This is a genomic window from Cedecea sp. AS113 (genome assembly GCF_037152415.1).
Classification (GTDB): domain Bacteria; phylum Pseudomonadota; class Gammaproteobacteria; order Enterobacterales; family Enterobacteriaceae; genus Cedecea.
This window is the reverse complement of record NZ_JBBCMI010000005.1, coordinates 82,639-103,033: the sequence shown is the minus strand read 5'-3', so window position 1 is coordinate 103,033 and position 20,395 is coordinate 82,639. Positions and strand designations below refer to the sequence as shown.

General features: G+C 56.5%; 18 protein-coding genes. 5 read left to right on the top strand and 13 right to left on the bottom strand.

What is annotated here, in order from left to right; genetic code table 11:
• Positions 1-48: 48 nt before the first annotated feature.
• The 5 genes from WFN87_RS07770 to WFN87_RS07750 are packed head-to-tail and all read right to left on the bottom strand — an operon-like array spanning position 49 to position 7,056.
• Complete coding sequence (locus tag WFN87_RS07770; RefSeq protein ID WP_336982791.1) at positions 49-2,070, bottom strand: CocE/NonD family hydrolase; 2,022 nt, start codon at positions 2,068-2,070, stop codon at positions 49-51.
• Positions 2,067-3,689 (bottom strand): ABC transporter ATP-binding protein, encoded by a 1,623-nt coding sequence (locus tag WFN87_RS07765; protein WP_336707735.1) that lies wholly within the window; start codon positions 3,687-3,689, stop codon positions 2,067-2,069. The genes WFN87_RS07770 and WFN87_RS07765 overlap by 4 nt, the downstream gene beginning before the upstream one ends.
• Complete coding sequence (locus WFN87_RS07760) at positions 3,686-4,516, bottom strand: ABC transporter permease (protein ID WP_008460123.1); 831 nt, start codon at positions 4,514-4,516, stop codon at positions 3,686-3,688. The genes WFN87_RS07765 and WFN87_RS07760 overlap by 4 nt, the downstream gene beginning before the upstream one ends.
• 3 nt (positions 4,517-4,519) lie before the next feature.
• On the bottom strand, positions 4,520-5,467 hold the full coding sequence (locus tag WFN87_RS07755; protein WP_008460122.1) for an ABC transporter permease: 948 nt from the start codon (positions 5,465-5,467) through the stop codon (positions 4,520-4,522).
• Positions 5,467-7,056 (bottom strand): ABC transporter substrate-binding protein, encoded by a 1,590-nt coding sequence (locus WFN87_RS07750; protein WP_166876911.1) that lies wholly within the window; start codon positions 7,054-7,056, stop codon positions 5,467-5,469. Before WFN87_RS07750 ends, WFN87_RS07755 begins: the two co-directional genes overlap by 1 nt.
• Before the next feature lie 192 nt (positions 7,057-7,248).
• Between WFN87_RS07750 and WFN87_RS07745 the strand changes: the two genes are divergently transcribed.
• Complete coding sequence (locus WFN87_RS07745; RefSeq protein ID WP_336982789.1) at positions 7,249-7,548, top strand: CBU_0592 family membrane protein; 300 nt, start codon at positions 7,249-7,251, stop codon at positions 7,546-7,548.
• Positions 7,549-7,677: 129 nt separating this feature from the next.
• On the opposite strand, the gene WFN87_RS07740 is transcribed toward WFN87_RS07745, so the two are convergent.
• Together WFN87_RS07740 and creA are read right to left on the bottom strand one after the other, a co-directional pair.
• Positions 7,678-8,580 (bottom strand): LysR substrate-binding domain-containing protein, encoded by a 903-nt coding sequence (locus WFN87_RS07740; RefSeq protein WP_336818389.1) that lies wholly within the window; start codon positions 8,578-8,580, stop codon positions 7,678-7,680.
• A gap of 141 nt (positions 8,581-8,721) precedes the next feature.
• Positions 8,722-9,195 (bottom strand): protein CreA, encoded by a 474-nt coding sequence (gene creA, locus WFN87_RS07735; RefSeq protein WP_336982787.1) that lies wholly within the window; start codon positions 9,193-9,195, stop codon positions 8,722-8,724.
• A 211-nt stretch (positions 9,196-9,406) separates the two neighbouring features.
• On the opposite strand from creA, the gene robA reads away from it, so the two are divergent.
• Positions 9,407-10,276 carry an MDR efflux pump AcrAB transcriptional activator RobA gene (gene robA / locus WFN87_RS07730; protein WP_008460114.1) on the top strand — a complete coding sequence of 290 codons (870 nt, stop codon included), beginning with the start codon at positions 9,407-9,409 and terminating at the stop codon, positions 10,274-10,276.
• On the opposite strand, the gene gpmB is transcribed toward robA, so the two are convergent.
• Positions 10,273-10,920, bottom strand: coding sequence for a 2,3-diphosphoglycerate-dependent phosphoglycerate mutase GpmB (gpmB, locus tag WFN87_RS07725; RefSeq protein ID WP_008460113.1), 648 nt, complete (start codon positions 10,918-10,920; stop codon positions 10,273-10,275). The two genes, robA and gpmB, sit on opposite strands and share 4 nt — an antisense overlap.
• Before the next feature lie 52 nt (positions 10,921-10,972).
• On the opposite strand from gpmB, the gene yjjX reads away from it, so the two are divergent.
• Complete coding sequence (yjjX, locus tag WFN87_RS07720) at positions 10,973-11,500, top strand: inosine/xanthosine triphosphatase (protein WP_008460112.1); 528 nt, start codon at positions 10,973-10,975, stop codon at positions 11,498-11,500.
• Here yjjX and trpR read toward each other — a convergent pair.
• Complete coding sequence (gene trpR / locus WFN87_RS07715) at positions 11,497-11,835, bottom strand: trp operon repressor (RefSeq protein WP_008460111.1); 339 nt, start codon at positions 11,833-11,835, stop codon at positions 11,497-11,499. The two genes, yjjX and trpR, sit on opposite strands and share 4 nt — an antisense overlap.
• Positions 11,836-11,890: 55 nt before the next feature.
• Entirely contained in the window at positions 11,891-13,825 is a 1,935-nt protein-coding gene (sltY, locus tag WFN87_RS07710) for a murein transglycosylase (RefSeq protein WP_336982785.1), read from the bottom strand.
• A 242-nt stretch (positions 13,826-14,067) separates the two neighbouring features.
• Between sltY and ettA the strand changes: the two genes are divergently transcribed.
• Positions 14,068-15,735 (top strand): energy-dependent translational throttle protein EttA, encoded by a 1,668-nt coding sequence (gene ettA, locus WFN87_RS07705; RefSeq protein ID WP_008460109.1) that lies wholly within the window; start codon positions 14,068-14,070, stop codon positions 15,733-15,735.
• Between the two features lie 164 nt (positions 15,736-15,899).
• Here the strand turns inward: ettA and nadR are convergent, their stop codons facing one another.
• From nadR to serB, 3 genes are read right to left on the bottom strand one after another with little or no spacing between them, the layout of a single operon-like run.
• A complete protein-coding gene (nadR, locus tag WFN87_RS07700) occupies positions 15,900-17,132 on the bottom strand; it encodes a multifunctional transcriptional regulator/nicotinamide-nucleotide adenylyltransferase/ribosylnicotinamide kinase NadR (RefSeq protein ID WP_336982782.1) in 1,233 nt (410 codons plus the stop codon).
• Between the two features lie 46 nt (positions 17,133-17,178).
• Positions 17,179-18,561 (bottom strand): DNA repair protein RadA, encoded by a 1,383-nt coding sequence (gene radA, locus WFN87_RS07695; RefSeq protein WP_008460107.1) that lies wholly within the window; start codon positions 18,559-18,561, stop codon positions 17,179-17,181.
• A 14-nt stretch (positions 18,562-18,575) separates the two neighbouring features.
• The gene (serB, locus tag WFN87_RS07690; protein WP_166876931.1) at positions 18,576-19,553 is read right to left on the bottom strand and encodes a phosphoserine phosphatase; all 978 of its coding nucleotides are present in this window, start codon (positions 19,551-19,553) and stop codon (positions 18,576-18,578) included.
• A gap of 204 nt (positions 19,554-19,757) precedes the next feature.
• On the opposite strand from serB, the gene WFN87_RS07685 reads away from it, so the two are divergent.
• On the top strand, positions 19,758-20,393 hold the full coding sequence (locus tag WFN87_RS07685; protein WP_166993471.1) for a YtjB family periplasmic protein: 636 nt from the start codon (positions 19,758-19,760) through the stop codon (positions 20,391-20,393).
• The last annotated feature ends 2 nt before the right edge of the window (positions 20,394-20,395 follow it).

Here is a 20,395-nt window from a genome sequence, read left to right as displayed (position 1 = left end):
AATAACGAAAAGGGCTGACTTCTGTCAGCCCTTTTTTATGCCTGTCTTTCAGCGGGAAATGCGTTCATTCCAGTCCCGGGTAAAGACCACGTCCCCATTGTGTTGAACCGTCATCTTTCCACTGACGATAAAATGCGTCAGGTCACTGCGCATCTCCAGCACAATATCTGTGTCCGTCCACCAGCCTTCCCGGCCGATTTTCATGTTCTGAGTCAGCAGGTAATGCGCCGAGAGAGGATCGCTGTTTTGCACAGTCAACTGGCGCCTAAGGCTATGATCGACGGTGGTATTGATATCATCAAACCGATACACGCCCTCGCCAAAAACACCGCCCACGCCCTGACTGATGCTCTGCCAGCTGTCTTTCACCACGTCATAGCGCAGTTCGCGATCGACCCGCCCTGGAGAGAGGATTGTCAGCGGCGTATTGGCTGCCGTTTCAGGATGCGGATTCGGGCCAGCAATCGGCTTCACTTCCCGGCAAACCGGCAATTGCAGTTGAGCGCTGGCCAGATCAACACTAAGCGTCGCATTTTCAGCCATCGGCCAGATCATCGGCCAGAAGGTAGTCGCGAGAGAAACCCGTAGCCGGTGCCCGGCAGCAAAGCGCCAGGCGATGCCGTCCAGCTGCACGGTAACATTGACCTTTTCGCCCGGCACCAGCGCCACGTTCTGCTCCTGCCCCTGCAAATGACTCAGATTCACCCAGCCGTGGCTGACGCGGGTTGATGCTCCGTCAGGTGCAATGTCTGACAGGCGGACATACAGCATGGCCGCAGGTTTATCGCTGGAAAGCGTGACGTTAAACTGCGGGAAACCGTAAATCGCCAGGCTTTCGCTCAGCGGGGCGCTGTCGAAACTTTCGGCCAGTCCGTCATCCATTCGCTGATCGCTTGGACTTTCCCCCAGCACACCCGCGCCCATCCACTCTCCGGCGAACAACCCGTGATTCTGCACGCTACGGATGTCCTGCCGGTATTCATCGACTAAAGGCGATGTCACCAGCCGGCCAGGCTGCAGATGCCAGCGCTGAGGGAAGGTTTCAGCGTCGGTATCGTTCTCAATGGCAATCCACTCCCCAAAGGCCTGCGGCCGCTGCGAATCAGGTCGCTGGCTGTCGTTGAGCCAGGCCTGGACGCGCGGGCCATCCAGCACGTCGTTATCGATCTGTTTCAACCAGCGGTCCCACCAGCTCACAGCCTCCTGCAGAAAACCGATGGCCGGCGTAGGCGAGCCATCCTGAGGATAAATATGCGCCCACGGGCCGAGGATCGCCTTGCGCGGGACGTTAAGATTATCCATCAGGCGGAAAACCGCGTTGCTGTAGGAATCCGCCCAGCCGCCCACCGCCATCACCGGGCAGGTAATGGCCTGCCAGTCTTCCCCCACGGAGCCGTGCTTCCAGTAATCATCTTTCAGCGGATGTTCCATCCACAGCGCCGGGAAGAAAGGCATATTTTCAAGGCGATTCAGCCAGGCCTGATACCAGCCCTCCCCGACCAGCTCCGGATCCTGCGGGCGGCTTTGGTAGGCCAGCATAATGCCGCCCCACCACAAATTGTCATTCAGCAGGCAGCCGCCTTTATAGTGGATATCGTCGTTGTAACGATCGTCCGTCGAGCAAACGGTGATAATGGCTTTCAGTGCCGGAGGGCGGCGAGCCGCCAGCTGCAGGCAGTTAAAGCCGCCCCAGGATTTACCCATCATGCCCACGGCGCCGTTGCACCAGCCCTGGCGGCTGATCCAGTCGATCACCTCCAGCGCATCTTCTTGCTCCTGCAAAAGATATTCATCGGCCATCAGCCCATCAGAATCCCCGCTGCCGCGCATGTCTACCCGCAGCACCGCATAGCCATTCCCGGCAAAATAGCCGTGCATCGGCTCATCCCGGGTACGCGTTCCGTCGCGCTTGCGGTAGGGAATGTACTCCAGAATGGCGGGCACCGGCTGCTGCGAAGCCGATAAAGGTAGCCACATACGCGCCGCCAGCCGAGTTCCGTCTTTCAAAACAATCCACAAATGTTCCGTCACGCTCACGCTGTGAGGGAATTGCGTAATAAGAGTTTTCATGAAGCTCCTGCCATCGCGTTTAACTGACGCTGACCCAGCACCTCATCCAGCCAGGAAGGGCGCATTTCCGGCACGGAAGTCAGCAGTTTTTCGGTGTAACTGTGCATTGGTGCGCTGAATACCTGCGCGGTTGGGCCCTGTGCGACGACGTTGCCCTGATACATCACGGCAACCTGCTGAGCAATGCGTTTTACCGTGCTCAGGTCGTGGGTGATAAACAGATAAGACAGCCCCAGCTGTTCCTGCAGGTTTCTCAGCAATTTCAACACTTCTTCCGCCACCAGCGGGTCAAGGGCGGAGGTTGCTTCATCGCAGATGATAAGATCGGGCTTCGCGGCCAGCGCTCGTGCAATACACACGCGCTGCTTCTGCCCCCCGGAAAGCGAGCCAGGATAGCGATCAATCAGATAATCAGGGAGTTCAGTCAGTTTCAGGAGTTCCAGAACCCGCGCGCGAACCTGCTGTTTATCAAGGCCAAAATAGAACGCTACCGGGCGGCCAATCGCCTCCAGCACGGTTTGCCTTGGGTTAAGCGCCACATCGGGCAACTGATAGATCATCTGGATACGGCGCAGCGTCTCTTTATCACGCTGCGGGTAACGGTTGGCCAGCACCTTGCCAACAAAGGTAACGCTGCCTTTCGTGTCAGTCAGCAGGCCGCAGAGCGCCCGGGCCAGCGTACTCTTCCCGCTCCCGGACTCGCCGATAATGGCCATCGTTTCTCCTTTGGCAATGCTGAGGGAAACGTTGTGGACGACCGTTTTACCGTTGTAGCCCGTAGAGAGATTATTCAACGCCAGTAGTTGCCCTTCAGGTTTACTTCCGGCATGCACCGGCGTTAAAGCGTGGGCGCGTTCGGACACCAGCCGCTGCGTGTAGCTTTCTGTTGGATTCTGCAGAATATCGACGGTGCTGCCGCACTCCACTTCGCTCCCCTGTCGCAGCACCATAATGCGGTCGGCAATCTGTGCGACAACCGCCAGATCGTGAGTGATATACAGCGCGGCGGTATTAAACTCTCTGACCAGTTTGCGCAGCATCACCAGCACTTCGATTTGCGTCGTCACATCCAGCGCGGTGGTTGGTTCATCAAGGACCAGGACATCAGGCTTGCAGGACATCGCCATCGCCGCCATCGCCCGCTGCAGCTGCCCGCCCGAGAGCTGATGTGGATAGCGCTGGCCGATAGCTTCAGGCTCCGGGAGATCAAGCGCTTTAAACAGCGTCACGGCCCAGGCCTGGGCTTCTTCCGGACTCATCAGGCCATGGCGAAGCGGCCCTTCACAAACCTGCTTGCCGATGGTCAGCGCCGGGTTGAACGCGGCGGCGGCGCTCTGCGCCACATAGGCCACGCGCTTACCGCGAAACTCACGTTTCTCTTTGCTGGATAGCGCCACAATATTTTGCCCGCCCACCAGCACTTCACCGCCCGCAATCCGGCAGCCAGGTCGGGCATAGCCCAGGGCCGCAAGACCGATAGTTGATTTCCCCGCGCCGGACTCGCCAATCAGCCCCAGAACTTCGCCAGGCATCAGGCTGAGAGAGACGCCTTTCACCAGCGGCAGCCCCTGCTCGGTTTCAATGCGTAAATCACGCATCTGTAAAATCGGTTGTGTCATCCCTCTTCTCCCAGCGAAAGGTTGTTACGCACCAGCAGCCAGTCGACCACCAGGTTGACGCCGATCGTCAGCAGGGCAATCGCCGCAGCGGGGTACAGCGGAGCAAACTGGCCAAAATTGATGGCCTGCGCGTTGTCACGCACCATGCTGCCCCAGTCCGCCCACGGTGGCTGAATGCCCAGCCCAAGGAAACTCAGCCCGGCAATAAACAGGAAGGTAAAGCAGAAGCGCATGCCGAATTCCGCCAGCAGCGGCGGCATTGCGTTAGGCAGAAACTCTTTACGGACGATCCACCACAGCCCTTCCCCACGCAGGCGCGCCGCCTCAACATATTCAAGGCAAACGATCCCCTGCGCGACCAGACGAGCAAGACGGAAAACGCGAGTCGCGTCTAATAGCGCAATGGTTCCGACCAGCACCGGAATAGAGGTCCCCAGCACGGACAGGACGATCAGCGCCAGGATCAGCACCGGGATCGACATCAGCGTATCGACGATGCGGGTGAGCACGACGTCCACCCAGCGCCCGTAAATCGCGGCGGTAAAACCGGTAATAATGCCCACCACAAACGAAATAGCGGTGATCGCCAGCGCAATCGCAATGGTGGTTCGGGCACCAAACAGAATACGCGACAGCATGTCACGTCCCAGACTGTCGGTGCCGAACGGCATCGAACTCGACGGCAGCATCCAGATGTCACCCACCTGAGCCGTTTCGCTGTGCGGTGCCAGCCAGGGCGCAAAAAGTGCGGCAATCAAATTGACGGCGATGATGGTCAACCCCAATATTGCCGACAGCGGCACCGTGCGAATTTTGATATTTTTCATGGCCTACCTCGCATGCCGCAGTCGTGGGTTACACCAAATGGCCAGCAGATCTGCCGCCGTATTCAGCAGGATATAAGTCCCGCCAAAAAGCAGCCCGCAGGCCTGCACCACCGGCAAATCTCGTTTTGTCACCGCATCCACCATCAGTTGCCCGATGCCCGGATAAACAAAGACCACCTCAACCAGGATGACGCCCACCACCAGATAGGCCAGGTTGAAAGCAATCACGTTGATGATTGGCGCGAGCGCGTTGGGCAGCGCGTGGCTGAGCACAATGCGCCAGCGGGAAAGTCCTTTTAGCAGCGCCGTTTCGATATAGCTGCTGGACATCACCGCGCCGACTGAAGCGCGCGTCATGCGCAGCATGTGCGCCAGCACCACCAGCACCAGCGTCAGCATCGGCAACGTACAGGCATAGAGCCTGTCGAGCAGGCTGGCATCCGGGTCGACCAGCGCGAGGCTGGGGAACCAGGCCAGGCGAATCGCAAAGAAGATCACCAGCACGTAGCCGACAAAAAACTCCGGCACCGAAATGCTCATCAGCGTCAGCGTGTTCGCCAGGCGGTCAAACCAGGAGCCTCGCCACACCGCAGAAGCAATCCCCAATACGACCGCCAACGGAATCGCGATCAGCGCGGCATATAGCGCAAGAAACAGCGTGTTCGCCAGACGAGGCAGCAGCTCGGCGCCAATAGGCTGGTTGTTGGCAAGCGAAGTGCCTAAATCACCGTGCAAGACGCCGGACAGCCAATGCAGATAGCGATAAACCGCCGGCTGATCCAGCCCAAGCTGGAGACGCAGCGCGGCGATGGTTTCCGGCGTGCCGTTTTGGCCGAGGATGGCGCTCGCCACGTCGCCGGGCAACAGCTCGGTGCCGACGAAGATCAGAACCGAAACCAGCCACAGCGTCAGCACGCCCAGCAATAAACGATGAAGGATCTGTTTTTTCATTACGACTCCAGCCAGACGCGTTCAGCCAGGCGGCCACCCATAAAGTTGAAGAGCGGATGAGGTTTCACACCGCCGACTTTTTTGCTGGTGGCGTCCAGATAGTCGCCAAACAGCGGGATCATCGCGCCGCCGTCATCCCGGGCAATGCTTTGCAGCTCCCCGTAGATCTCTGCCCGCTTTTGGTCATCAAGCAGCGATCGCGCCTGAATCAGCAGGCTGTCGAACTTGTCATTCTTCCAGTGGGTATCGTTCCATTTGGCGGTGGATTGCCAGGCGGTGGAGAACATCTGATCCGCCGTTGGACGCCCGCCCCAGTAGCCCATGCTAAACGGCGCTTTCATCCAGACGTCATCCCAGTAGCTGTCTGCCGGCTGGCGTTTGATGCTGACCTGAATCCCCGCTGCAGCGGCTTCCCCCTGGAACAATGCGGCGGCATCCAATGCCCCGGCAAAGGCAGCATCAGAGGACGACAGCTCAAGCGGCAGCGCGCTTAGCCCGGCTTTTTTCAGGAAGAACTTAGCCTTGTCAGGATCGTAGGCGCGCTGTTCCAGGCTTTTATTGAAGAAGCGATCGGTTTTCGGGATCGGATGATCGTTGCCCAGCGTGCCGTAACCCCGCAGCACGGTGGCCAGTAATTTCTCGCGATCGATGCCGTATTTAATCGCCGTCCGAACGTCATTGTTGTTGAACGGTGCTACGCGGCAGTCCATCAGGAAGGTGAAATGCTGCCCGCCGGCCGCCCGCACGATGTTCAGCGCCGGGCTGCGCTTCAGGAAATCGACGGTCTTAAAGTCCACGCGGTTGATGGCGTGGACCTGGCCGGAAATAAGGGCGTTGGTACGCGCGGTCGCATCGTTGATCACCAGCACTTCAACGGCGTCCACAAACGCGCGGTTTGGCTTCCAGTAATTGGGATTACGTTTGAAATAGGAACGCACGCCCGGCTGGTACTGATCAAAGACGAAGCCGCCGGTGCCAATCGGGTGTTTCCAGTCGGTAAAACCGTCCGGCACCACAACGAGGTGGTAGTCCGCCAGCAGGAACGGCAAGTCGGCGTTGCCGCTGTCCAGCGTCAGGGTAATTTCGTTCTCACCGCTCTTCTTCAGATCTTTGATGGCCGCCAGCTGCGTTTTAATGGCGCTGCGAGACTGATCGCCACGGTGGAGGTTAATCGAGTAAAGGATGTCTTCCACGGTAAGCGCCTTGCCGTTGTGGAAGGTCACGCCCTGACGCACTTTAAAGGTCCACTCCTGCGCGCCCGGCTTCGCTTCCCAGCTTTCCAGTAGCTCCGGCGTGGCCTGGTTATTCTCATCAATTTCCACCAGACCGTTCATCAGCATGTATGCCTGGTTAAGCGGCACCCAGTCGCTAAAGAGCGTGGGATCCAGAGAATCGCTGGTATTGCCGCCCGACATGCCCAGCTTCAGCACGCCCCCTTTTTTAGGCGTCGCTTCGGCAGCAAAACCCGCCAGCGGCGACAGCGATAACGCACTGCCCATACCAATCAGCGCCGCCGTATTGATAAATGAACGGCGGCTCATGCTCACGCCTTGCAGGTATTTTTTTTCGTCTGAACGATCGTCTTTCATTTATTTTTCTCCGTTATTATTTGTTTGTCTGACCACCGGCCAGATGCCATAGCACATCTATTTATGATTTATATCAAAACAGCTAAACACTGAGGCATGAGTTTTTCGTATCAGACTATGAAAAAAATGCACGGCAGAACCACGGCAAAAAAGATAATTTCCCGTTCACGGAGTCACATCAGGAAAGAAAAAGTGGAACTGCATACCCTTGTAGGTTTAATTGGCGTGTTTTGTTACCTGCTGGCATACGCCCTGGTCCAAATACGAAGACTATCAATAGATTCAAATGGTTATGCCGCACTCAACATCGCAGGCTGCGTGGGCGGGCTGTATTCTCTTAGCCATGATTTTAATTTAGCGTCGGTAATATCGCAGTCGATGTGGCTGGTTTTCACACTTGTAGGTATGCATACTTCTTATCGTCGACGCGCAGAGATGAAAAATAAAATAGTGCCTTTGGATTTAGAGACGATAAATAAACCAAAGGATTAAATGTGATTCATCACTTATTTCCCGTCGTATTGTATAAGAAAACGTTATGGCTAATAAAATAAGCAGATAATTTATTGATGACCAAAATATTAAAATAATCGTCTTATGTGATTTACATCTATTTTCTGCTTATTCCGTCAAAGATTGGCGCTGCAACCAGCTCATCACATGGCGAACAATCGGCTTCATGTAGCGATCCTGGGGGATAAGCAGGAAACATTTACTGGCGGCGGCCAGCTTGCCAGAGTGCGCCGCGACAAGCTCGCCCCGGTTAAGATAATCCTGCACCAGCCCTTCCCAGCCGAGTAATATCCCGTCGCCGCGCACCGCCGTCTCCACCAAAAACGGATAGTTATTGGCTCGCCAGGTTTGCCCTGGCACAAAGCTCAAAACATTTTGCGAAGCAAACCAGTCGCTCCACCCGGTCCACTCCCGCTGGGGATCGTCCTGAATCAGCAGCGTGTGCTGCAGCAGCGCTTCCGCCGGTGCGTCTGAACCTATGCGGGACAGAAAAGCCGGGGAGCACATGGGGTAACAGACTTCATCGAAGAGCGGCGTGGCGTGAAAACCGACGGGCACGCTTCGCAGGTAAAAAATAGCCAGATCAAATTCCGATGAGCGCAGCTCCGAGAAGTTGTCGGTAATTTTCATGCGAATCTGCAAATCTGGCAGCTCACGATGCAGGGCAGAAAGCCGGGATGACAGCCACAGCGAACTCATAGCGCTGGTACAGGCGATAGTGACCTGTGGCAACCCGGTCCAGCCCATCACTTCTGCCGTGGCATGCGACAGCGCCGCCAGCTGCTGCCTGACCCGCTCGGCATAAGCTTCACCGCGTGGCGTGAGCAGCACTCGCCGCTGGGTTCGGGTAAAGAGCTTGCAGCCGAGCATCTCTTCCAGCTGCAGAATTTGCCGGCTGGTCGCGCTTTGCGTCAGGTTTAACTCCTCCGCCGCACGAGAAATGTTGCCATAGCGGGCCACGCATTCGAAGGCGATAAGGGTATTCAGGGGCGGTAGAGGCTCGATCTGCATCAAAGAAGCCTTAGAAGGCAACGGCACGGTCATAACACACTAATAAGGAAGGTAAGAACTGACAAGCCTGATGCATTAGAAATACATCAGGCTTCTCATGCGGCCATGCGTGAATGCATCCGCTCAGCGCCAGTGCACAGATTATTTACCCCACGGAATAATCGGTACCGCGCTGATGGCGTTCTTAGGAGAGCCTTCTACGACCCGATCAGAGTAGGCAAGGTAGGCCAGCGCATTGCGCTTCGCATCATAGAAACGCACCACCTGCAGCTTTTTAAACACCAGCGAAGTTCGCTTCTGGAACACTACATCGCCCTGCGCTTTACCCGCTTTTATCTTATCGCTGAGCTCAACCGGGCCTACCTGCTGGCAGGAAATGGCCGCATCAGACGTGTCTTCAGCTAATCCGAGGCCGCCCTTGATACCCCCGGTTTTTGCGCGGCTGATATAACAGGTCACATTCTTCACATCAGGATCGTCAAACGCCTCGACGACAATCTTGTGGTCGGGACCAAAGACTTTAAACACGGTGTCCACCGATCCGATCTGCTCCGCGCTCGCACCGTAGCTTACGGCCAGAAGCGCACTGCAAAGTGCTAAAGCTTTATATTTCATATTGTTACCATTGTATAAAAATTACCCTACGGGACTATTCAACAATTGGACAAAAAACCGTTGAATATCACATTATTAGCAAAACCTGCCTCCATAATCGGCAAATTTGGCACAACTTGTTAAATAAAAACGGTGAATGCATAAACTACAAAAATGCTATTATCCGCTACCTTAGTAAACAGGCATTCGCTTGTATGGATGAGGATATTTTATGGATCAGGCTGGGATCATTCGCGATCTTCTTAGCTGGCTGGAGGGCCACCTCGACCAGCCTCTCGCCCTTGATAATGTGGCGGCAAAAGCAGGTTATTCCAAGTGGCATTTACAACGGATGTTTAAAGAGGTTACCGGGCACGCTATTGGTGCCTATATTCGCGCCCGCCGACTCTCCAAATCCGCCGTTGCTCTGCGCCTGACTGCGCGCCCTATTCTCGATATTGCGCTTCAGTACCGCTTTGACTCGCAGCAGACGTTTACTCGTGCCTTTAAAAAGCAGTTTGCTCAAACGCCGGCACTCTACCGTCGTTCTCCTGACTGGAGCGCCTTCGGTATGCGCCCGCCGCTGCGTCTCGGCGAGTTTACGCCGCCGCAGGCCCACTTCATCACGATGCCGGAAACGCATCTGGTTGGGGTCACGCAAAGCTACAGCTGCACGCTGGAGCAAATCTCCGACTTCCGTAATGAGATGCGCATCCAGTTCTGGACGCAGTTCCTCGGCAACTCACCGACCATCCCGCGGGTGTTATACGGCCTGCATGAGCCTCGCCCAAGCTCGGAAAAAGACGACGAGCAGGAAGTCTTCTACACCACGGCGCTCACGCCTGAGCTGGCGAATGGTTTCCTGCCGGATTCACATCCGGTGGTGCTGGAAGGGGGGGATTATGTTCAATTTAACTACGAAGGGCTGGGCACCGGGCTGCAGGACTTTATCCTGACGGTTTATGGCACCTGCATGCCATCACTCAACCTGACGCGCCGTAAAGGTCAGGACATCGAACGTTTCTATCCTCAGGATGAAACGCGGGATCAGGATGTGCCGATGCATATCCGCTGTGAATACCTGATCCCGGTTCGCCGTTAACGCTGGATTTCATCCAGAGCAGGGGCATCAAGGTGCGAGATGTCTCCTGCTGTTTCAACCACCCATCCAGACGCCAGCCACGGGCTGTGCTGATAATCCACGCGGGAAATCGAGCAGTTGCGCAGACGCAGTCGACGTTCCGCCCATGCCGGTAAGCCAAGAATCGTACTCACCAGTCCGCCCAGCGCCATACCGTGACTCACCAGCAGCGGCCGGCTTCCGGCCGGCAGCTCCCGGCAGGCGTTCAGGGCTTCGTGCATGCGGTTACTCAGTTCCAGCATGCTTTCGCCTTCGGGAATACGCCCGTCCGGCGTGCCGTCAACTAAGCGCCGCCGCCAGCCCTCTTCCTCTTCGGTTAGCGAGTCCATTTTGCGGCGTTCAAGCACGCCCATATTGAGCTCACGCAGGCGGGAATCCAGGATAATCTCGCAGCCGCAGGCTTCGGCGATGATCTCTGCGGTGCGGCGAGTACGGCCTAAATCGCTGCTGATAATGTGGGTGATGCCAAGGGCTCTGGCTCGTTCGGCCACTTGCCAGGCCTGACGTTCTCCGTTTTCAGTCAGCGCGCTGTCTGACTGCCCCTGAATGCGGCGCTCAGCATTCCACTGCGTTTCGCCATGACGAACAAGGTATACCTGTAACATGCGTTTTTTCCGTTATACTCCGGTCACGAAATATCGAGAGTTCTGACTTATTATGAACCATGTCGTAGCTGCAACAACCAATCCCGCCAAAATTCAGGCGATTCTGCAGGCGTTTAGCGAGATTTATGGCGAAGGATCCTGCCATATTGAGCCCGTGGTCGTCGATAGTGGCGTGCCGGAGCAGCCCTTTGGTAGTCAGGAAACGCGAACTGGCGCACGATGCAGAGTAGCGAATGCCCGGGAGATCAGACCAGATGCCGACTTTTGGGTCGCTATTGAGGCCGGTATCGACGAAGGGAGTACCTTCAGTTGGGTGGTGATCGAGAATCGGCAGCAGCGCGGCGAAGCCCGTTCGGCGACCCTGCCGCTGCCAGACATCATTCTGCAAAAAGTCAGCGCAGGCCACGCTCTGGGGCCGGTGATGTCCGACTATACGGGTATCAATGAGATTGGGCGTAAAGAGGGAGCGATTGGGGTGTTCACCGCCGGAAAGCTCACGCGTAGTAGCGTTTACCATCAGGCGGTGATTCTGGCGCTAAGTCCATTTCATAACGAAATTTACTGCCGGGAAAATATTTAGCGGTTTGAGCTGCCACCCTGCAGCAGCTCTTTTTCCAGCCACGCCCGTAGCTCCGTCGGCGCAGCTTTCAGGCTGTTAGAGCCGCGGGTGATGGTTGCAATCCCCGCGCCCAGTTCATTCTTCAGCTCACGCTGGCTAAGCTCACCGCGCAACAACTCTTCGATGATGCGTACTCGCGTGCCTAACGCCGTACGCTCATCCGGCGTCAACAGCAGCGTCAGCAGAGGCATGTGAAGCTCCTGCCCAAAAGCTTGCTGTAACAGCCCCACAAAGCGGAGCCACTCTTTATTACTTTGCTCGGCCTGTTCCGCCGAATACTGAGAGAGCTGAGTCATGTCAGGCCACCATACTCTTTAACTAGTACGGCAGCATAACATACTCTCTGCGCAATCAGTAACGTCGCTGCCACTCGCTGTCAGACAGAATCTTGTCCGGCTGCCCCATGAAATGGCGGTAATAGGCATCGTAGGCCAGCACGTTTTTCACATAGCCACGCGTCTCAGAGAACGGAATGCTTTCCACGAATGCGATGGCGTCAATCCGCCCTGCGCTGTTACCCAGCCAGGTCCGCACGCGCCCCGGCCCTGCGTTATAGGCGGCGGAAGCAAAGATACGGTTGTTCTCAAACTGCTGGAACACATACTGCAGGTAGCTAGTGCCAATATTGATGTTGGTGTCAGGATCCAGAAGCTGCACCGGGCTGCTGTAGCCTGGAATACTGAACATCTTCACCGTATGGGTGGCGGTGCCCGGCATGATCTGCATCAGGCCGCTTGCCCCCACCGGGGAACGCACTTTCGGGTTCCAGGCACTTTCCTGGCGGGCAATCGCCATGGCATAACTTTGTGGCACAGTTTTGCCGCTAACGTAGCGGGCAAAGGTGTCTTTATAAGCCAGCGGGAAGCGCTCTTCGAGGTTGTCCCATAGCTTGCCGGCAATGGTTGCCTGCACGCTGAGATCCCACCAGTCCTGCTCAAAAGCATAGCGCGCCAGCCCGGCCTGCTCCTGCTTGCTGCGGCTGGTGACCAGATTTGCCCATTCGCTCCGCGCGGTGTTGTCCATATTCCAGTACATCAGCTCGCGGACGCGGGCCATTTCAGGCCCCTGCACCAGCGCAGGATTAACAGGCTCGGCTTTATCCACGCGCAGGGGGTATTCCTCCCCAAGCCGCTGGGCGGCAACCATCGGGTAGAAACCACGCTGCTGCATCAGGGCACGAAGAATACCTTTCGCTTCGTCTTCACGTCCCCGCTCCAGCAGTAAATCAGCCTGCCAGTAGCGCCATTCGTCTTTCTCTTTGGCTTCCATTGGCAAACGCGCCAGCCAGGTATTCAGGCCTGTGCGATCGTCCGCACCCAGCGCCATGCGCACGCGCCGCTCAATCAACGAGGTGGACTGGGAACGCATAATGGCGTCATCCCGCCAGCGAGCCTGTTCATCCGTTACGTCGCTGCCCATCAATCGCCAGGCCACAACGTCACGCAATTCCTGCACCTGCTCCTCGGTCAATTTCTGTGCCTGAGCCAGGGACGGGATCATCAGGCGAGCATTCTCTACATCCTGACGGGCAACGCTTGCAAAGGCGATAGCGGCCGCCTGACGAGTGAAATCCGTCGCCCCCACCGTATTAGCGAAGGTCAGCACCGTGCCAGGATTATTTTGCAGGCTGACCAGGGCGCTGGAGATAGTCTGATATTCCGCTGGCATCTGGTTCGCCAGCGCGTTCACCAGCGAGGTATTCCCCTCTTTCATCGCCAGGCGAATTCGCTCAAGGTAAGCCAGCGGATCCTGCGTGCCGGAAGCTCGCCACGCCGAAAACAGCGCATCACAGCTTGATGGCTGGCTCTTTCCCGTCAGCCAAAGTTCTTTCGCACCGGCCCAGGCGGCATCCGCTTGCCCGGTATTCCATTTGGCAAAGTAGTAATTACATTTTGCTTCGTTAGTGGCAGGCGGCTCGGGGCTAAAGGCCAGCAAACCTTGCCAGTCCTGCCGCCTTGCCAGCTCGTTAACAAAGCGGGAGCTTAAGGTTCGCGCCGGAGGCAAAGTTGGGTTCGCCTGGATAAATTGGGCCACCGCCACGGTCGGCTCATTCATCAGGTCATCGGTGAGCTGGCGGTATTCAAGATAAGGATAAAGGGGATAGGTCTGCAGCGTGGGCATGAGCTGCTGCACCACGTCCATTTGCTTGTTATCCCAGGCCTGTTTAATTTGCGCGTAGCGGTTGCGCTGCTCATCGAGAGAATCTGCACGTACCGCACCGTTTAACATCACCAGGCTAACGCCCGCGGCAAGCAACTGCCATACGACTTGTTTGGCTTTTACCACACCTTCTCCTCATTATTTTCCTGACGGCATCATGCCTGCGCTGCAATAAGCGAATGCATTCATGCTAACCAGGGGAGACGCAATACGCCACGTCCGGAAGGGATATTTTGGTCATGAAGCGTATAAAGGCGTCCTGCGCGGCAGAAGCACGATACCCCGCTGGGATTAGACCGTGAAAACGGCTACACTTCGCCTTTGTTAAGTACCATCTTACATCACGATAAAAGAGGCAAAGTCGCACTGTGGCTCAATTCGTTTATACCATGCATCGTGTCGGCAAAGTTGTCCCGCCGAAACGACATATTCTGAAAAATATTTCGCTCAGCTTCTTCCCTGGCGCCAAAATCGGCGTACTGGGTCTGAACGGTGCCGGTAAATCCACCCTGCTGCGCATCATGGCCGGCATCGATACCGATATCGAAGGCGAAGCCCGTCCACAGCCAGGCATCAAGATCGGCTACCTGCCGCAGGAACCAAAGCTGAACCCGGAACACACCGTACGTGAGTCCGTAGAAGAAGCGGTTTCCGAAGTGGTTAACGCGCTGAAAGGCCTGGACGAAGTCTACGCCAAATACGCCGAGCCGGACGCGGACTTCGATAAGCTGGCCGCGCAGCAAGGCAAGTATGAAGAAATCATCCAGGCGCACGACGGTCATAACCTGAACGTGCAGCTGGAGCGCGCCGCCGATGCCCTGCGCCTGCCGGACTGGGATGCAAAAATCGAGAAGCTGTCCGGGGGTGAACGCCGCCGCGTTGCGCTTTGCCGCCTGCTGCTGGAAAAACCAGACATGCTGTTGCTCGACGAACCAACCAACCACCTGGATGCAGAATCCGTGGCATGGCTGGAACGCTTCCTGCACGACTTCGAGGGCACCGTGGTGGCGATCACCCACGACCGTTACTTCCTCGACAACGTCGCCGGCTGGATCCTCGAGCTTGACCGTGGGGAAGGTATTCCATGGGAAGGTAACTACTCCTCCTGGCTGGAGCAGAAAGATCAGCGCCTGGCGCAGGAAGCCTCAACGGAAGCGGCTCGCCGTAAATCCATTGAGAAAGAGCTGGAGTGGGTTCGTCAGGGCGCTAAAGGCCGTCAGTCTAAGGGCAAAGCCCGTCTGGCACGCTTCGAAGAGCTGAACAACACCGAATACCAGAAACGTAACGAAACCAACGAACTGTTTATTCCACCTGGCGCACGTCTGGGGGATAAAGTGGTGGAAGTTAACAACCTGCGTAAATCTTACGGCGACCGCCTGCTGATTGACGATCTGAGCTTCTCCGTACCGAAAGGCGCCATCGTCGGCATCATCGGTCCGAACGGCGCGGGTAAATCTACCCTGTTCCGCATGATGTCCGGTCAGGAACAGCCTGACAGCGGCTCTATCACCCTCGGCGAGACCGTGAAACTGGCTTCCGTTGACCAGTTCCGTGACGCCATGGACAACAGCAAAACCGTCTGGGAAGAAGTCTCCGGCGGCCAGGATATTATGCGTATCGGCAACACCGAGATGCCAAGCCGCGCCTACGTTGGCCGCTTTAACTTCAAAGGCGTCGACCAGGGCAAACGCGTGGGCGAGCTGTCCGGCGGTGAGCGCGGTCGTCTGCACCTGGCGAAGCTGCTGCAGGTTGGCGGTAACGTTCTGCTGCTCGATGAACCAACCAACGACCTGGATATCGAAACCCTGCGAGCGCTGGAAAACGCCCTGCTGGAGTTCCCGGGCTGCGCGATGGTTATCTCGCACGACCGCTGGTTCCTGGACCGCATCGCTACCCACATTCTGGATTACCAGGATGAAGGTAAAGTCGAATTCTTCGAAGGGAACTTCACCGAATACGAAGAGTACAAGAAGCGTACCCTCGGCTCAGATGCCCTGGAGCCAAAACGCATCAAGTACAAGCGCGTAACCAAGTAAATGCAAAAGGCACCTTCACGGTGCCTTTTTTATGGTGAGTTCACCCGTAGTACTTTTCCCCTCACCCCGGCCCTCTCCCAGAGGGCGAGGGAGAAAAACGACACATAATATTGTTTATTCCCTCTCCCTCTGGGAGAGGGTTAGAGTGAGGGCCAGCGTACGCTTTACCGCTGCTCGCCCATCATATCTTTCACGAGATCCACACAGCGCAGGAAGCGCGAGTCATAGTCGGACTCTTCGACGTGAATAAACTCGATGTTGTTCTCTTTGAGCATCTCCACCAGCAGGTTCTGGAACGATTTTCTGTCCACATCGCTGCCGAGGCTGCGTAAACCGTCAGCCACCCACGGCGTATTATTTTCCAGCAGGATAACCAGATCAAAGCGGTACTCATCGATCAGCGCCTGTACAAACGGGTGCTCGCGGCCTTCATACTTCTTGCAGAAGGCCTGAGTGGTCACAAAGTCGGTGTCGATAAACGCCACTTTATTGGCGTACTTCACCGCAAAATCGACGTACTGCGCATGGCCGATGGCAATTTTGTCGTAGTCGGAATATTGAAGCGCCATTTCGTCACCGCCCAGGTGCGAGAAAACGTAATCCCGCCCGTATTCCCAGGCGCTGGTGGTATTGAAGATGTTGGCAAGCTTGTTCACCATCCACGACTTCCCGCTCGACTCGCCGCCAAGTATCGCCACCGTGCGCACAAAGAACGGTTTTACTTCAGTAGGAATGTATTCCCAGTAGCGGAACGGGTTTTCACGGATTTGTGTGCCGCTGATGTTCATAAAGGTTCGCTTTGGATCGACCACCACCGTTTCGATCCCGAGGTGTTCGGTAAACTTCGCGGCGTCCCCTTCTTCCGAGGTATAGATCCGGTCTGGCGAAATACCTTTGCTGTCCATAAACGCTTTAATCCCCCGGCTCCAGACGTCCCAGCCGTGGGGATAAGGCTCCATTCCCTCCTCGTTAAAGGAGTGAATGCGGATATTCTTCTGATATTTAAAAGTTTGCAGCAGCCAGCGCAGGCGGTCACCGGTGGTTGGCTGCTGGGACATCGCGCTATCGTCAAACAGCGCGCGGTCGCGGGGCTCATCATAGCCCATGATGATATGCAGCTCGTCCACCTGGCTACAGGCGCGCTGGATCAAGTAGATATGCCCGGTATGTAGCGGATAAAACTTACCGAACACCACGCCGACTTTCTTTTCGCGACGCGGGAATTCCAGCCCAAGGAAGCGGTGCAACGCCTCCAGTTTTTGCGCGCTGGGGCTTTTGATTTTCGCGTTCAGTAACTGGCTCAGGTAGCCTTTAGTCATGCCGCTGGCATCCGCCACCTGCTGTAAAGTACAGCCCTGCTGACGAATAGCCGTTTTAATATAGTCGAATGACGACACGCGCTGCCTCCTGCCGAAGCGGGAACGGTTCCCGCAAGTTACTCAATTATAAGTCGTCGAATACAGAAAGCGCATCAGCAAGTTTTTTCACGCCGAAGACCTGCATCCCTTCAGGAATTTTTTTCGGTACATTGGCCTGGGGCACAATTGCGCGCTTAAAGCCGTGTTTCGCCGCTTCGGAAATACGCTCCTGGCCGCTGGGTACCGGGCGGATTTCACCCGCCAGCCCGACTTCCCCAAATACGACTAAATCCTGCGGCAAGGCTCTGTCGCGCAGGCTGGAAACCATCGCCAGCAGCAGCGCCAGGTCGGCGCTGGTTTCGGTAACCTTTACGCCGCCCACCACGTTCACAAACACGTCCTGATCGGCCATTTGCAGGCCGCCGTGACGGTGGAGTACGGCCAGCAGAATCGCCAGGCGGTTTTGCTCCAGGCCAACGGCTACGCGGCGAGGGTTGGACATCATGGACTGATCCACCAGCGCCTGAATCTCAACCAGCAGCGGACGAGTTCCTTCCCAAACCACCATCACCGAACTGCCCGGCGTCACTTCATCGCCCCGGCTAAGGAAAATGGCCGACGGGTTGCTGACTTCACGCAGTCCCTGCTCGGTCATCGCGAACACGCCCAGCTCGTTCACCGCCCCAAAGCGGTTTTTATGGCTGCGCAGGGTACGGAAGCGGGAATCGGCGTCGCCATCTAGCATGACTGAACAGTCGATACAGTGTTCGAGAACTTTTGGCCCCGCAAGAGAACCGTCTTTCGTGACATGCCCGACCATCACGATCGCCACGCCTTTCGTTTTCGCAAAACGCGTCAGGTAGGCCGCAGTTTCACGCACCTGGGCCACGCTGCCCGGCGAAGACTGCACGTCCGCCATGTGCATGACCTGGATCGAGTCGATCACCATCAGCTTCGGCTGCTCTTCCTCAGCGATCATACAGATCTGTTCGATGCTGGTTTCCGACAGCATATTGAGGTTTTGCGTCGGCAGGCCTAACCGATGCGCGCGCATCGCCACCTGCTGAAGCGACTCTTCGCCAGTGACGTACAGGGTTTTCATTTGCTCGCTCAGCTTGCAGAGCGTTTGCAGCAGCAGCGTTGACTTCCCTGCGCCGGGGTTACCGCCGATCAGAATGGCGCTGCCCGGCACTACGCCGCCGCCCAGCACCCGGTCAAATTCTTTAAAACCGGTGGAGAAGCGCGGCAGTTCTTCCAGGCTGATGTCCGAAAGCTTTTGTACGCGGCTGACGCCCGCGCTCCCGGCATAGCCGGAGAGGCGCTCGTTGCGGGCAACCTGCGGAGAAGCGGCGATGCGCACTTCGGTAATGGTATTCCACGCGTGACAGGCGCTGCACTGCCCCTGCCAGCGCGGGTAATCCGCACCACACTCGTTACAAACAAATGCGCGTTTTGGAGCTTTCGCCACCTTTATACCTCTTGTTAACGTTCTTCCTGAATCAGGCTGCCGGAAAGGATGCAGAACACGCCCATCAGATCCGCATGGCGGATACTGACTTCGCTCTTCTCGTTCACCTTCGGCTTAGCGTGATAGGCAATCCCCAGGCCTGCGGCGTGGATCATCGGTAAATCATTGGCCCCGTCGCCAATCGCAACGGTTTGCGCGGCGGGGATTTCATATTTTTCGGCCAGGCGCTTCAAAGTGACCGCTTTGAACTTCGCGTCCACAATTTGCCCCAGCACTTCGCCGGTCAGCTTGCCGTCGCAAATTTCAAGTTCGTTGGCGACCACCGCCGTCAGGTTTAATGTGTCGCGCAGGTATTCGGCGAAGAAGGTAAACCCGCCAGAGGCAATCGCCACTTTCCAACCCAGCGTATCGAGATTTTGTACCAGAGATTTTAGCCCCGGCATCAGCGGTAGCTCGTCGCGAACCTGGCGTAAAATATTCGCATCCGCGCCCTTCAGGGTCGCCACACGCTGGCGAAGGCTGGCGGTAAAGTCCAGCTCGCCGCGCATTGCGCGTTCGGTGACTTCAGCCACCATTTCACCCGTTCCCGCCAGTTTGGCGATCTCGTCGATACACTCGATCTGAATGGCGGTGGAGTCCATGTCCATGACCAGCAGACCAGGCGTTTTCAAATGTGGGATTTTGCCCAGCGGCGCCACGTCCAGCCCGGCTTCATGCGCAAGCTTGGTCGCGCGCGGCGTTAAAGAGCCGGCCAGGCGAATAACCTGATAATCTTCCACGCACCAGGCGGTCACAATCACCATCGCCGCCCCCAGCTTGCGCTGGTATTTGGTCAGACACTGCTTGTCCAGATTACGCCCGTACAGGAGCCAGCCACTGCGGCCAGCGCGGTAGTCCAGCGGCATCACTTCGTCGCCGCTCAGGGAAAGCGGCAACCCAGGCCAAAGTGAAACATCGTTAGGCAAATCGCACCAGGTCAAACTGTTTGGCATTGCGGCTCCAGAATCAAGTAAACATACCCTTTTGCAGTCGGATTGCGGGCTGATGGCAAGGGATTTTTCTCCTCGCGCTGGCGTAAAGCCTGAGCTTCTGCCCTTTGAAGAATGCAGGGTATCCGGGTAAAAACAACGCATGAGGCTACCTTGTCCGCCTTGCTTCTGGCAACATTAAAGTAAGCAATTTTCCAAAGGTGCATCATGGTTCGGGTAAAATTTAAATTTCGGCTCCACCGCGCAGTGATTGTGCTGTCCTGCCTCGCACTTTTGGTGGCGCTAATGCAGGGCGCGTCCTGGTTCAGCCGGGGCAGCCAGCAGGCGCGAAACGTTCAGTTAGAAGAGCTGGCCCGTACCCTCTCCCGTCAGGTCGCGTTTAATCTGGTTCCCGTCATGAAAACTGAGAATCCGGATGAAAAACGCATCTCCACCGTGCTTAACCTTTTGACTAAGGATAGCCGTATTCTGGATGCCGCCGTGTACGACAGCGAAGGTGACCAAATTGCGCGCGCGGGGGAAAACATTGAGGTTCGCGATCGCCTGGCGCTGGACGGCCAAAAAGCTGGCAGCTACTTCAACCAGCAAATCGTCGAACCTATCACCGATAAAAGCGGGCCTATCGGCTACCTGCGCATTACCCTGGATACCCACACGCTTGCCACCGAAGCTAAGCAAGTGGACAACACCACCAATATTCTGCGCCTGATGCTGCTGCTCGCCGTCGCGATCGGTATTGTGCTGACCCGCACGCTGCTGCACGGCAAGCGCACCCGCTGGCAGCAATCACCGTTCCTGCTTACCGCCAATACGAAAGTAAAAGAGGAAGACGAGCCTAAGTAAAG

Excerpts from the sequence above, each read along its gene's own strand:
- WFN87_RS07685 (WP_166993471.1), top strand. The coding sequence starts at position 19,758 with ATGGTTCGGGTAAAATTTAAATTTCGGCTCCACCGCGCAGTGATTGTG.
- WFN87_RS07765 (WP_336707735.1), bottom strand. The coding sequence starts at position 3,689 with ATGACACAACCGATTTTACAGATGCGTGATTTACGCATTGAAACCGAG.
- trpR (WP_008460111.1), bottom strand. The coding sequence starts at position 11,835 with ATGACTCAGCTCTCTCAGTATTCGGCGGAACAGGCCGAGCAAAGTAAT.
- yjjX (WP_008460112.1), top strand. The coding sequence starts at position 10,973 with ATGAACCATGTCGTAGCTGCAACAACCAATCCCGCCAAAATTCAGGCG.
- creA (WP_336982787.1), bottom strand. The coding sequence starts at position 9,195 with ATGAAATATAAAGCTTTAGCACTTTGCAGTGCGCTTCTGGCCGTAAGC.
- WFN87_RS07770 (WP_336982791.1), bottom strand. The coding sequence starts at position 2,070 with ATGAAAACTCTTATTACGCAATTCCCTCACAGCGTGAGCGTGACGGAA.
- gpmB (WP_008460113.1), bottom strand. The coding sequence starts at position 10,920 with ATGTTACAGGTATACCTTGTTCGTCATGGCGAAACGCAGTGGAATGCT.
- WFN87_RS07755 (WP_008460122.1), bottom strand. The coding sequence starts at position 5,467 with ATGAAAAAACAGATCCTTCATCGTTTATTGCTGGGCGTGCTGACGCTG.
- WFN87_RS07750 (WP_166876911.1), bottom strand. The coding sequence starts at position 7,056 with ATGAAAGACGATCGTTCAGACGAAAAAAAATACCTGCAAGGCGTGAGC.
- WFN87_RS07740 (WP_336818389.1), bottom strand. The coding sequence starts at position 8,580 with ATGCAGATCGAGCCTCTACCGCCCCTGAATACCCTTATCGCCTTCGAA.
- robA (WP_008460114.1), top strand. The coding sequence starts at position 9,407 with ATGGATCAGGCTGGGATCATTCGCGATCTTCTTAGCTGGCTGGAGGGC.
- serB (WP_166876931.1), bottom strand. The coding sequence starts at position 19,553 with ATGCCAAACAGTTTGACCTGGTGCGATTTGCCTAACGATGTTTCACTT.
- WFN87_RS07760 (WP_008460123.1), bottom strand. The coding sequence starts at position 4,516 with ATGAAAAATATCAAAATTCGCACGGTGCCGCTGTCGGCAATATTGGGG.